The 12,683-nt window shown below is 60.9% G+C and carries 7 protein-coding genes, 1 tRNA gene and 2 pseudogenes; 3 read left to right on the top strand and 7 right to left on the bottom strand.

All coding sequences use genetic code 11. The features are described from left to right. Positions 1-56 precede the first annotated feature (56 nt). Positions 57-1,355 carry a mechanosensitive ion channel domain-containing protein gene (locus tag AC0L7P_RS10025; protein ID WP_473432687.1) on the top strand — a complete coding sequence of 433 codons (1,299 nt, stop codon included), beginning with the start codon at positions 57-59 and terminating at the stop codon, positions 1,353-1,355. Between the two features lie 142 nt (positions 1,356-1,497). Then, positions 1,498-1,572 (top strand) — tRNA-Gln (locus tag AC0L7P_RS10020). A 172-nt stretch (positions 1,573-1,744) separates the two neighbouring features. Here AC0L7P_RS10020 and AC0L7P_RS10015 read toward each other — a convergent pair. The 4 genes and pseudogenes from AC0L7P_RS10015 to AC0L7P_RS10000 all read right to left on the bottom strand — a co-directional run. Beyond that, positions 1,745-3,385 (bottom strand): recombinase family protein, encoded by a 1,641-nt coding sequence (locus AC0L7P_RS10015; protein ID WP_473432686.1) that lies wholly within the window; start codon positions 3,383-3,385, stop codon positions 1,745-1,747. After that, positions 3,382-3,807, bottom strand: a complete 426-nt coding sequence (locus AC0L7P_RS10010) for a DUF2924 domain-containing protein (RefSeq protein ID WP_473432685.1) — start codon at positions 3,805-3,807, stop codon at positions 3,382-3,384. Before AC0L7P_RS10010 ends, AC0L7P_RS10015 begins: the two co-directional genes overlap by 4 nt. After that, a complete protein-coding gene (locus tag AC0L7P_RS10005) occupies positions 3,797-4,039 on the bottom strand; it encodes a DUF3489 domain-containing protein (RefSeq protein WP_473432684.1) in 243 nt (80 codons plus the stop codon). Before AC0L7P_RS10005 ends, AC0L7P_RS10010 begins: the two co-directional genes overlap by 11 nt. Before the next feature lie 366 nt (positions 4,040-4,405). Next, positions 4,406-4,592 (bottom strand): annotated as a pseudogene (locus AC0L7P_RS10000) (transposase domain-containing protein); the annotation flags it as partial. Here AC0L7P_RS10000 and AC0L7P_RS09995 point away from each other — a divergent pair. Beyond that, positions 4,591-4,897, top strand: a pseudogene (locus AC0L7P_RS09995) (IS30 family transposase); the annotation flags it as partial. The pseudogenes AC0L7P_RS10000 and AC0L7P_RS09995 sit on opposite strands and share 2 nt — an antisense overlap. A gap of 76 nt (positions 4,898-4,973) precedes the next feature. Here the strand turns inward: AC0L7P_RS09995 and AC0L7P_RS09990 are convergent. The 3 genes from AC0L7P_RS09990 to AC0L7P_RS09980 form a co-directional block, all read right to left on the bottom strand. Next, complete coding sequence (locus AC0L7P_RS09990) at positions 4,974-5,918, bottom strand: response regulator (protein WP_473432683.1); 945 nt, start codon at positions 5,916-5,918, stop codon at positions 4,974-4,976. 345 nt (positions 5,919-6,263) lie between these two features. Then, positions 6,264-10,004 (bottom strand): BapA prefix-like domain-containing protein, encoded by a 3,741-nt coding sequence (locus AC0L7P_RS09985; RefSeq protein WP_473432682.1) that lies wholly within the window; start codon positions 10,002-10,004, stop codon positions 6,264-6,266. 276 nt (positions 10,005-10,280) lie between these two features. Continuing rightward, positions 10,281-12,317, bottom strand: a complete 2,037-nt coding sequence (locus AC0L7P_RS09980) for a BapA/Bap/LapF family prefix-like domain-containing protein (RefSeq protein WP_473432681.1) — start codon at positions 12,315-12,317, stop codon at positions 10,281-10,283. Between the last annotated feature and the right edge of the window lie 366 nt (positions 12,318-12,683).

Here is a 12,683-nt window from a genome sequence, read left to right as displayed (position 1 = left end):
TTTCCTGATCCGCCGCACCGATTAACGTGGCGGAAATTTTGCCACGGATATTGTCGATGAAGCCCCTTTTCGCCCTGCTGGCCGCATTCCTGCTGGCCTGTACCATTGCCGCCCCCCTGCCCGTCTGCGCGCAGGAAACAATCCAGACCGACAACGAGATGAGCCGCGATCTGGCGAGTGTCGAAGCGGCCATCGCCACCGATGCCCGGATCGCCGACCAGATTCGCGACATTCTGATCGAACTGGACGGATATGACAGTGTCACCGTCGCCGTGCGGTCAGGCATCGTCACCCTGTCGGGCGAGGTGTTGGATGACACCGCGCTGACCCGCCTCGAAACGCTGGTCACGGGCATTGACGGTGTCATCGCCGTGCAAAACGAGGTGAGCGAAACAACCGACCTGTCAAAACGGCTCCATCCCGCGATCGAACGCATGCAGGCGCGGGTCCGGCAGGGCGTTGCCTTTCTGCCGCTGATCGCCGTCGCGGTTTCCGCTGCGGCGCTGGTCTGGTTCATTGGTTTGCGCATCGCCCGACTGCGCCAGCCATGGGAACGGCTCGCGCCCAACGAATTCATCGCCGACATCTATCGTCAGATCATTCTGCTGGTGTTCATTATTGTCGGAATCGTCACCGCGCTCGACATCCTGAACGCCACCGCCCTGCTGGGCACCATTCTGGGCGCCGCGGGGATCATCGGCCTGGCCATCGGTTTTGCGGTCCGCGACACGGTGGAAAACTTTATCGCCTCGATCATGCTGTCGATCCGGCAGCCGTTTCAACCCAACGACGCGGTCGAAATCAACGGCGATCAGGGCAAGGTGATTCGCCTTACCAGCCGCGCCACGATTTTGCTCAGCTTTGATGGCAACCATATCCGCATCCCCAATTCCACCGTGTTCAAAAGCCGGATCGTCAACTTTACCCGCAACCAGGAACGGCGTTTTCAGTTCAGTATCGGTGTCGAATCCGACAGTGATCTGGCCGCCGTGCGCAGCCTGATCGAAGAGACCGTCACCGCCATGCCCTTCACGCTCTCCACGCCGGGCACCTCGGTCTGGATCGAGGATCTGACCGACAGCGGCGTGATTTTCACCGTTACCGGCTGGATCGACCAACGCTCCACTTCGCTTTTGCGGGCACGCGGAGAAACCCTGCGCCTGGTCAAACAGGCCATCGAGGCCGCAGGATTTCAGATTCCCGACACCACCTACCGCATCCGCATGGAGGCCCCCGCCCCCCAGGAAAAGGCCCAAGGATCGACGCCCCCGGCGCCGAAAGCACCCCGCCGCCCGAACCGCCGCTCGATGTGGTCGGCGTCAACGCCCAGGACGACGAGGCGCTGGAGCATATGATCGCCGAAGAACGCAACGACGACACCAACCCCGATCTGTTGCGCCAGAACGCCCCAATAGAATAACCCGCGAGAAAACCCGCAAAAAACCGGTTTTTTGCCCTTGCACCGCCCGCCGCCCACCAGTAGAAACCGCGCACTGTTGGGGTGTAGCCAAGCGGTAAGGCATCGGTTTTTGGTACCGTGTATCGTAGGTTCGAATCCTACCACCCCAGCCAGTCACTCATCATGACTGAGACCGTTCTAGGTGTGCTGCGTTTAGTGGCGCAATATCCGCGGCTTGTGGCAATGGTGTATCGACGCAGACCGTGACAAGCCCTTAGGTTGGGCGGCGAACGGGGTGGAGTCTGCGCTTGGCGTTTTCGAGATACGAGGTGTGGAGAGGGCCGATCAAAGGGTCGCGATCAACCGGCGCTGGTCTTGCCAATCGGATGGCAATTTGTGGCGCAGGCACCAATCTGATGTGAACCCGACCGGCTGAGTACCATCCAGTACAGCGCGCAGGATATCCGGGGCAAGGAATGCAAGGTCGATCATCTGCTGGATCCGTCGTTTCGAGAGAGGGCCGACAGCGGCGATTTCACTGAATGTCTTTCCAGCCTTGATCTGCTCAAACCAGCTGTGCGCCAGAGCAATGTTGCGGATCAGGACCTCGTCGCGCCCCATGAGGGTATCAGCCAGGACAAGCTTCGTCTCGACCCCGCGCTTGCGCAACTGGAAGCAAGCTTTAAGTTGCAGACCTGCTGCGTCGATCCGGTTGGAATCAATCTCCAGCGCCGTGCCAAGACGCGCGGGGTCGAGCGCTAGACCGATCTCACCCGGCACGATGTCGATCCGGGCCACGAGAGCCATCAGCGCATGATCGTCGGCCCTTGATGCCATCAGGATCAAAGCCCCGCGCAGTCGTCCGATCTCGCCCGCATCCGCGCCCGCGATCAGTCGCGCAGCCAGCGAAGGTTCCGACAGAAGACCTTTCGTCAGACGGCTTACGCAGGCTTCGATCTGCACTGCCGGCAGCCGCCATCCATCCAGACCTGCCTCACCGCTCTGTGCCACCAACCGGTGCGAGATGTAGTAGCGCAATCGCGAGCCCTTTGCAGTCTTGGTATGGGACGGCGTCAGCCGATCCCCGGTGTCGTCGAAGATCTTCCCGCAGAGCGGCGAGGCTTGCCGCGCTGTCGCCTTCGTCCGGCTCTTTGCCGCATCCTGCTGCAACCGATCCTGCAAGACGTCCCATCGGTCGGATTCGATGATCGCCGGGTGCTGCCCGTCAAAGACCTTGTCGCGGTGCCGGATGCGCCCCGCATAGATCGGATTGCTCAGGATGTGGTAGATATGGCCTCGGTCCAACGGCCCGCCACCGCGCCTTTCACCACCGGCCGCGAGGCGAACCCGGCTGCACAGTCCCAAGGTCTCCGCCGCCGTTTTCACTTGCCGGATCGTGCCGAACCGCTCGTAGAGTGCGTAAAGCGTTCGGATAGTTTCGGCCTCTACACCGTTGATGGCAAGGGTCCGACCGTTCGCGTCGTAGCCCAGTGGCACCTGTCCGCCCATCCACATTCCCTTGCGCTTTGACGCCGCAATCTTGTCGCGGATGCGCTCCGCCGTCACTTCGCGTTCAAACTGGGCAAAAGACAGCAGCATGTTCAGCGTCAACCGCCCCATGCTGGTGGCCGTGTTGAACGACTGGGTCACCGACACGAACGAGGCGTTCGCCGCGTCCAGTGTATCCACGATTTTCGCGAAGTCGGCCAAGGATCGGGTCAACCGGTCGATCTTGTACACCACGATCTGATCGACCTGCCCGGCCCGCATATCATCGAGTAGCCGCTTGAGGGCGGGGCGCTCCAACGATCCGCCCGATAGCCCACCATCGTCATAGGTCGCTGGCGACAGAATCCATCCCTCATGCTTCTGGCTGGCGACATAGGCAGCGCAGGCCTCCCGCTGGGCGTGGAGCGAGTTGAACGCCTGCTCCAACCCATCCTCGGAGCTCTTTCGGGTATAGATGGCGCAACGGATCTTCTTCATGAAACTACTCCACGCTGCCCCGCCCCTGTCCTCCGCTTAAGGCCAAAGAACCGCGGCCCCGACCAGGTCGTGCCGGTGATGTGTTTGGCGATCGCAGATAGCGACGGCCAGTTCCTGCCATCCATCCTGTAGCCACCCTCAACCACCTCGACCTGATACGTCCGGCCATTCCAATTCCGCACAAGGTGGGCACCGGCTCGGATATGGCTGCCTCCCGCCTCGCGGACCGGTATTCCGTCGGCAATCTGGCGCAGCACCCTCTGTGTCGCCGCGGGAAGACCATCGGTAGCCCTACATTGGCTCTGGTAAGCCACGGCTTTACACATAAACGCTACCGATAGGTACTGCGGAGCAGGCGACCCGAAAATTTCCTTCCATCGCTGCCGGACCGCGTTTCTCACCGGATCGGCCTTACCCGGCATTGTCGGTCTCCACCGGCTCCGTCACCTGCCCAGAAGTCGGCGACGCTGCGATACGATAGCGTTCGGGCTTGGCCCGCCCCGACGTTTCGACCGCCAGCTCACAGTCCGTCTTGCGCAAACCGCTCAACACGGCCCGCTTCATATAAACCTGCCAGCCCAGCGTCTTGCTGATCCTACCCGCATCGGCACCGGTCTTCCCACTCAACATCCAGATCAGCTGGTCCTCCGTCATCAAACGCCCCTTGAAGGTAGTCGCTGTGGGTTCATCGCTTGGCCCCGTCATCGTTGTCGTATTTGGCATCATCCCATTCTCCTGAAGTATGGCGCAGAAGTACCCTGCTCTGCGACCGCCTCAAGCCCAGCCCCCCGGGCGCAAAAGCGGCCAAACCTGACATCGACCAAATCCACTACCGCTCCAGACCAGCCGGAAGTCCAGTCATTTGAGGAACGATTGACGGCTCCAAGACAGGTCCACATTGAGCAAACTGCGGCTTCTGTGTTTGGTGTTGTCGCCGCAAAAGGGTGGTTTCGCGCCCGCGGCGCGTTCTCGCAGACCGGGATCACTCAGCTGTAAGCGGTGCGTGGGCAGCACGGGGTTTCAGCTTGATGGCCGGAAGTTCCATGGAAGCAAGTCGTCGATGCGGCTTTTCGGATGGCCCGCCACGATGGCTTCGAGCGTGGATTTCAGGTACGCGAAGGGCTCCACGCCGTTGATCTTTGCGGTCTCAATCAGTGAGACGATGCGGCATGCGGCCCCAGGCCCGGCCACCCTCGTCGTGACCGGCGCGCGGTGTCCTCAAGAAAGAGCTGCTGGCCCAGCTGCGCAGCCGCAGGATTATGCGCCGGGGGCGAACATCAACAACAGCCGGGCAGGCGCGCGGACAGAATCGTCGATGCCGTGTCGATCCGAGACAAACCGGCGGAAATTGAAAATCGCCCCATCCCCGGGCACTGGGAACGCGATCTTCTGAGCGACACAAAGAACACCCACATCGCAACCCTGGTCGAACGCAGCTCGCGCTTTGTCAGGCTGTTCAAGGTGAAAGGCAAAGATAGCGACAGCGTCGTGGAGGCCTTGATCCGGCACGTGCGAAAATCTCTGTCGCTTTCGAAAGTAAGGTGGCCTGAACGAGCATGTGGGGCGGCACAAATACGTGCCAAGACCATCAAGCCATGCGCACCCCGACAGTCGCGCGTAAGCTGACCCGCTCTTGCGCTCTCGCAAAGGATTTTTTCACGCGTTGGCTGTGAATTCCGTGGGGTACAATTGGATTTCCAACCAGAACTTCCGTCGGCATCAGCGCACAATACTCGGTTTGTGAAACCGAACCTGCAAGCGCGTCCTGTATATCATACTGAAGCTTGCCGCCAACCGGTACATCCACCCCGCGCGTGATACACATGAAAGTGCCATTGCCGATATAGGCGGTCAAAAAGCGCGCCGAGGCTATAACCTGCGCCACCGCACGGACAACATCGACCAGTGCATCGATAAATACCCGGCTGTTGCAGCGGCAATAGATTTTATCGATCGGTTCGATCCGCAGAGCAAAGACCCGGCAAATATCAATTTCGCTCCTGGGAAGCTGCGTCAGATAGTTGCCAAGCGAAAAGGGAAGGATCAATCGATCAACACCATCAATCTGAAAACTCTGCGACAAATCAAAAGGGTGTCGCCCGGCCGGATCGGCAGGGTCGAATGTATTTGGCACCAGCGTCAGATTCGCCTCGGCCCGGGATAGATACCGCTCGGCAACATGCACCCGGCTGGTAAAGGCTCTCATGTCAAAGCGCTTGATAATATAGTCATTCGCACCTGCGGCAAAGGCGCGTTCGATTGACGTTCCGTCTGCGCGGGCGGTGAGCATGATGATTGGTGTGTTACGATAACGGGGCAACTGCCTGATGCGTCCACAAAGCTCAATGCCGTCCATACCTGGCATTTCAATATCGAGGATGAAGCAATCGAACACTGCTTTTGTGTCGTTCAAGATCGTTAATGCCGATGCCCCGGAATCGGCAATCTGGATGGGATGATAGTCGGTGTTCCGAAAGAGTGTCGGAAGCAGATCCCGTACAAACTTGTCATCGTCGACAGCCAGAATTCTCATGTTTCCCTCCACGGTTCGGCATTTAAATTCGTTGTGCGGAAAGCTTGAGAGCACTGCTCGACCGCCTAGCTTGTTCCTCACTGTGGTTGGACCCTGTTTATCGATCCACTCCCCCCAGCTCAGATATGTCACCGACACTCGGGATCGTGAATATGCTGGTGCCGTTGGTCCGGTCCGTTCGAAGCGACAGGAACAACGCAAAAATGCGCCCCAGACTTACAAACTATCTGTATCAAATGCGTGCCTGAATAAAGCCAGCGACAAAACAGAGAGGGATCCTGGTGAGGGGTGTCTGACCCGCAAACCATGCGGATCAGACATTTTCTTGTTTCGTGAGCAGTAGATTTAGATCATTCCGTTTTCATCGGAATTGAAGAGGCCTCCCAGAAGACCGCCAACCAGGCCATCATCCCCGAGGACACCGTCCAGCAGGCCGCCGTCCGTTTCGCCGCCCCCGAGAAGACCGCCAACCAGGCCGTCATCCCCGAGGACACCGTCCAGCAGGCCGCCATCCGTTTCGCCGCCGCCAAGAAGACCGCCAACCAGGCCGTCATCCCCGAGGACACCGTCCAGCAGGCCGCCGTCCGTTTCGCCGCCCCCGAGAAGACCGCCAACCAGGCCGTCATCCCCGAGGACACCGTCCAGCAGGCCGCCGTCCGTTTCGCCACCCCCGAGAAGACCGCCAACCAGGCCATCATCCCCGAGGACACCGTCCAGCAGGCCGCCGTCCGTTTCGCCGCCCCCGAGAAGACCGCCAACCAGGCCGTCATCCCCAAGGACACCGCCCAGCAGGCCGCCATCCGTTTCGCCGCCGCCAAGAAGACCGCCAACCAGGCCGTCATCCCCGAGGACACCGTCCAGCAGGCCGCCGTCCGTTTCGCCACCCCCGAGAAGACCGCCAACCAGGCCGTCATCCCCGAGGACACCGTCCAGCAGGCCGCCGTCCGTTTCGCCGCCCCCGAGAAGACCGCCAACCAGGCCGTCATCCCCAAGGACACCGCCCAGCAGGCCGCCATCCGTTTCGCCGCCGCCAAGAAGACCGCCAACCAGGCCGTCATCCCCGAGGACACCGTCCAGCAGGCCGCCGTCCGTTTCGCCACCCCCGAGAAGACCGCCAACCAGGCCATCATCCCCGAGGACACCGTCCAGCAGGCCGCCGTCCGTTTCGCCGCCCCCGAGAAGACCGCCAACCAGGCCGTCATCCCCGAGGACACCGTCCAGCAGGCCGCCGTCCGTTTCGCCGCCCCCGAGAAGACCGCCAACCAGGCCGTCATCCCCGAGGACACCGTCCAGCAGGCCGCCGTCCGTTTCGCCGCCCCCGAGAAGACCGCCAACCAGGCCATCATCCCCAAGGACACCGCCCAGCAGGCCGCCGTCCGTTTCGCCGCCGCCAAGAAGACCGCCAACCAGGCCGTCATCCCCAAGGACACCGTCCAGCAGGCCGTCAGAGGCACCAGCTTCGCCGGGGTTCTCTCCGAGTGTCCCGGTCCCGGTGAGATCACCCACCAGTCCGTCTGCGCCGGTCACGTCGGACAGTGCACCGTCATTGCCGACCAGATCGCCGAGCAAGCCATCGGAGCCAGTAATATCCCCGAGCGCACCGTCGTTGCCGGTAATGTCACCAAGCAGCCCGTCGTCTGCAATAACACCGTCCAACAGACCGTCAGAGACACCAGGTTCGCTGGGGTTCTCCCCAAGTGTCCCGGTCCCCGTGAGATCACCCACCAGTCCGTCTGCGCCGGTCACGTCGGACAGTGCACCGTCATTGCCGACCAGATCGCCGAGCAAGCCATCGGAGCCAGTAATATCCCCGAGCGCACCGTCGTTGCCGGTAATGTCACCAAGCAGCCCGTCGTCTGCAATAACACCGTCCAACAGACCGTCAGAGACACCAGGTTCGCTGGGGTTCTCCCCAAGTGTCCCGGTCCCCGTGAGATCACCCACCAGTCCGTCTGCGCCGGTCACGTCGGACAGTGCACCGTCATTGCCGACCAGATCGCCGAGCAAGCCATCGGAGCCAGTAATATCCCCGAGCGCACCGTCGTTGCCGGTAATGTCACCAAGCAGCCCGTCGTCTGCAATCAGACCATCGGTTAGCCCAACGTCGGGCGTGATCGTACCATCGCCAAGGACGGGTTGGCCCAAAAGATGCTCACCAAGGTCGCCAACCGGACTTCCATCACCGATGAGATCACCCAACAGACCGTCGGAGCCCGTAACATCACCAAGCAATCCGTCGTTGCCCGTGATATCACCGAGCAGACCGTCATCAGCAAGGATCGGATCGAGGAGACCTTGGTCGCCAACATCCGTTCCGTCAGTGCCATCAGTGCCGTCAGTGTTGTCGGTCCCGTCGGTATTGTCGGTTCCGTCGGTGCCATCCGTCCCGTCGGTTCCGTCAGTGCCATCCGTCCCGTCGGTATTGTCGGTTCCGTCAGTGCCATCCGTCCCGTCAGTATTGTCGGTTCCGTCTGTGCCATCCGTCCCGTCGGTATTGTCGGTTCCGTCAGTGCCATCCGTCCCGTCAGTATTGTCGGTTCCGTCTGTGCCATCCGTCCCGTCGGTATTGTCGGTCCCGTCAGTGCCATCCGTCCCGTCGGTCCCATCCGTCCCGTCAGTATTGTCGGTTCCGTCGGTGCCATCCGTCCCGTCGGTATTGTCGGTTCCGTCAGTGCCATCCGTCCCGTCAGTATTGTCGGTTCCGTCTGTGCCATCCGTCCCGTCGGTATTGTCGGTTCCGTCAGTGCCATCCGTCCCGTCAGTATTGTCGGTTCCGTCTGTGCCATCCGTCCCGTCGGTATTGTCGGTCCCGTCAGTGCCATCCGTCCCGTCGGTCCCATCCGTCCCGTCAGTATTGTCGGTTCCGTCGGTGCCATCCGTCCCGTCGGTATTGTCGGTTCCGTCAGTGCCATCCGTCCCGTCAGTATTGTCGGTTCCGTCGGTCCCATCCGTCCCGTCAGTATTGTCGGTTCCGTCTGTGCCATCCGTCCCGTCGGTATTGTCGGTCCCGTCAGTGCCATCCGTCCCGTCGGTCCCATCCGTCCCGTCAGTATTGTCGGTTCCGTCGGTGCCATCCGTCCCGTCGGTATTGTCGGTTCCGTCAGTGCCATCCGTCCCGTCAGTATTGTCGGTTCCGTCGGTGCCATCCGTGCCGTCGGTGCCATCCGTCCCGTCGGTCCCATCCGTCCCGTCAGTATTGTCGGTTCCGTCGGTGCCATCCGTCCCGTCGGTATTGTCGGTCCCGTCAGTGCCATCCGTGCCGTCCGTCCCGTCAGTATTGTCGGTTCCGTCGGTGCCATCCGTCCCGTCGGTATTGTCGGTCCCGTCTGTGCCATCCGTGCCGTCAGTATTGTCGGTTCCGTCTGTGCCATCCGTCCCGTCGGTTCCGTCGGTGCCATCCGTCCCGTCGGTATTGTCGGTTCCGTCAGTGCCATCCGTCCCGTCAGTATTGTCGGTTCCGTCTGTGCCATCCGTCCCGTCGGTATTGTCGGTCCCGTCAGTGCCATCCGTCCCGTCGGTCCCATCCGTCCCGTCAGTATTGTCGGTTCCGTCGGTGCCATCCGTCCCGTCAGTATTGTCGGTTCCGTCGGTGCCATCCGTCCCGTCAGTATTGTCGGTGCCATCCGTGCCGTCAGTATTGTCGGTTCCGTCGGTGCCATCCGTCCCGTCGGTATTGTCGGTTCCGTCGGTGCCATCCGTCCCGTCAGTGTTGTCGGTTCCGTCTGTTCCATCCGTTCCGTCGGTACTGTCCGTCCCGCCACCGCCACCACCGCTCATAGCCAGACCCAGGCCACCTGCCCCCACCAAGGCAGCCATTGCTGCTTGCTGATCCTCCATCGACAGGCCAAGGCCACCTTCACCGTCAACTTCGCCGCGAATGCCACTATCTGTCGAGTCACCGAGAATCAGACTGTGGAGAGAGTCATTTGCTGCTGGCGTATAGAAATCATTAATCAAGACGCGGTCGCCGTTCTTGAGTTCAACGATCAACGTATCGCCCTTGCGAGAATAGCGGGCAATGTCGCTCGAAACCGCATTGATTTTGATTCCGATCTCTGGTCCAGCCTGGATCACCGTTTCTGACATGGATTTCGTCCTCTCATGGCCTAGGAGCGCTACGGCGCGAATTATCTAAAGTCTTTTATACGAACTTAAGTATGTACTAACCAGACGAAAGGTCATCAAGTCAACAGTCTTTTGCTCCAAGGTTCTAAGTTTGGCCAATCACTTCTGAACGCCCGTATTGTGCACAGAACGGACGCAATCCGGTGAGCCAACCGGCGCTCCAATAAAAAATGCCCCGGCAAGCCAGGGCATTTTCAAGTTGGTCAGCTCTTCTCCCTACTTGGGATTATGATTGGATCAGCTACTTTCCCCAAACAGCTCCAGCCCCGACAGCAGACTACTACCACCCAAATCGCCGAGAACTCCGTCAACCAAGCCCCCCTCGCCCAGAATTGGATCGGTGACATCACCCAGCGCTCCGCCATCCGCGCCGCCGTCGCCCAGCAGACCCCGGCCAAGCAGATCGCCAACAAGTCCGTCGTCGCCCGTCACCTCTCCCAGCGCCCCGTCGTTGCCCACCAGATCGCCCAGCACGCCGTCGGAACCGGTAACATCACCAAGCAAACCATCGTTGCCAGTAAGCTCGCCCAGAAGGCCGCCGTCGCCGATCACCGGTTCCAGAACGCCCGCACCTTCGCCGATCAGGTTGTCCAGCACCGCGCTGTCGCCAAGCAGGCTGTCGGTGACATCGCCAAGCGCTCCGCCATCCGCGCCGCCGTCGCCCAGCAGACCCCGGCCAAGCAGATCGCCAACAAGTCCGTCGTCGCCCGTCACCTCTCCCAGCGCCCCGTCGTTGCCCACCAGATCGCCCAGCACACCGTCGGAACCGGTAACATCACCAAGCAAACCATCGTTGCCAGTAAGCTCGCCCAGAAGGCCGCCGTCGCCGATCACCGGTTCCAGAACGCCCGCACCTTCGCCGATCAGGTTGTCCAGCACCGCGCTGTCGCCAAGCAGGCTGTCGGTTACATCGCCAAGCGCTCCGCCATCCGCGCCGCCGTCGCCCAGCAGACCCCGGCCAAGCAGATCGCCAACAAGCCCGTCGTCGCCCGTCACCTCTCCCAGCGCCCCGTCGTTGCCCACCAGATCGCCCAGCACACCGTCGGAACCGGTAACATCACCAAGCAAACCATCGTTGCCAGTAAGCTCGCCCAGAAGGCCGCCGTCGCCGATCACCGGATCCAGAACGCCCGCACCTTCGCCGATCAGGTTGTCCAGCACCGCGCTGTCGCCAAGCAGGCTGTCGGTGACATCGCCAAGCGCTCCGCCATCCGCGCCGCCGTCGCCCAGCAGACCCCGGCCAAGCAGATCGCCAACAAGCCCGTCGTCGCCCGTCACCTCTCCCAGCGCCCCGTCGTTGCCCACCAGATCGCCCAGCACACCGTCGGAACCGGTAACATCACCAAGCAAACCATCGTTGCCAGTAAGCTCGCCCAGAAGGCCATCGTCCGCAAGGATCGGATCGAGAAGCCCCTGCTCGCCAGCGTCCGTCCCGTCAGTGACGTCCGTCACGTCGGTGACGTCGGTGGCGTCCGTCACGTCGGTGAGGTCCGTCCCGTCGGTGCCGTCCGTTCCGTCGGTGCCATCCGTTCCGTCGGTATTGTCGGTCCCGTCTGTGCCATCCGTCCCGTCAGTGTTGTCGGTCCCGTCTGTGCCATCCGTCCCGTCAGTGTTGTCGGTCCCGTCTGTGCCATCCGTCCCGTCGGTATTGTCGGTTCCGTCAGTGCCATCCGTCCCGTCAGTATTGTCGGTTCCGTCTGTGCCATCCGTCCCGTCGGTATTGTCGGTCCCGTCTGTGCCATCCGTGCCGTCAGTATTGTCGGTTCCGTCGGTGCCATCCGTCCCGTCAGTATTGTCGGTTCCGTCTGTGCCATCCGTCCCGTCAGTATTGTCGCTCCCGTCTGTGCCATCCGTCCCGTCGGTATTGTCGGTCCCGTCTGTGCCATCCGTCCCGTCAGTATTGTCGGTCCCGTCTGTGCCATCCGTGTTGTCCGTCCCGTCGGAACCAGAACTTGCGGTAGCGGCCAAGATGCCACTTAGAACTGACGCAGCGCCAGCGGCCACCGCATCATCAGGAATAGCGACCCCGAGGCCGGCAGATTCCTCCTCGGTAAGTGTGCCCTCTACCCCGCTAAAGCTTCCGTCGCCCAACATCAGACGATGGGCTGAACCATCGGCGGCAGGGGTGTAGAAGTCATCGATTGTGATCTTGCTGCCATTATTCAGTTGAACCACAAGATCTTTGCCAGATCGCTGGTAGCGCGCGATGTCGCTACTGCTGAATGCAATGCTTACTTCGGCCATCGGGCCGGCCTGAAGTTCAATATCGGCCATCGGTCAATTCCTCGGGTTATGCCAGTTGAAGGCGTGCGGTGATACTAAAGTACTTTACAACATCCTTTAGTATGTAGCTAATACATCCGAAAGTAAATTATCTGGAAAGGTGCAAAAAGTTTGAATATGCCGCAAACCTGTACTTCGTTCGCACCGTTTGCTATCGTTCCTGTCCACATCGGCCTGAGTCGGCAGCAGTTCGTCCAAGTAGCAATCAAGGCATTTCACCGCGTTCCGGCGTGGTGATTCTCATCTTTTCCATCGGGGAGTCATCGGTTGGACAAAACTGGGCCTGAATCGCCTCATCCTGAACATGTCCGTCACCCCGTGATGTCGGCCGAGAGAATCAGAACGGTGCCGCGCGGT

Source organism: Oceaniglobus sp. K40-3 (assembly GCF_055808395.1).
Note: the sequence above shows the minus strand (reverse complement) of the source record. Positions and strands in the feature narration are given on the sequence as shown.

Coding starts and splice junctions, on each gene's coding strand:
- AC0L7P_RS10025 (WP_473432687.1), top strand. CDS start 57: ATGAAGCCCCTTTTCGCCCTGCTGGCCGCATTCCTGCTGGCCTGTACC.
- AC0L7P_RS10010 (WP_473432685.1), bottom strand. CDS start 3,807: ATGCCGGGTAAGGCCGATCCGGTGAGAAACGCGGTCCGGCAGCGATGG.
- AC0L7P_RS09985 (WP_473432682.1), bottom strand. CDS start 10,004: ATGTCAGAAACGGTGATCCAGGCTGGACCAGAGATCGGAATCAAAATC.
- AC0L7P_RS10015 (WP_473432686.1), bottom strand. CDS start 3,385: ATGAAGAAGATCCGTTGCGCCATCTATACCCGAAAGAGCTCCGAGGAT.
- AC0L7P_RS09990 (WP_473432683.1), bottom strand. CDS start 5,918: ATGAGAATTCTGGCTGTCGACGATGACAAGTTTGTACGGGATCTGCTT.
- AC0L7P_RS09980 (WP_473432681.1), bottom strand. CDS start 12,317: ATGGCCGATATTGAACTTCAGGCCGGCCCGATGGCCGAAGTAAGCATT.
- AC0L7P_RS10005 (WP_473432684.1), bottom strand. CDS start 4,039: ATGACGGAGGACCAGCTGATCTGGATGTTGAGTGGGAAGACCGGTGCC.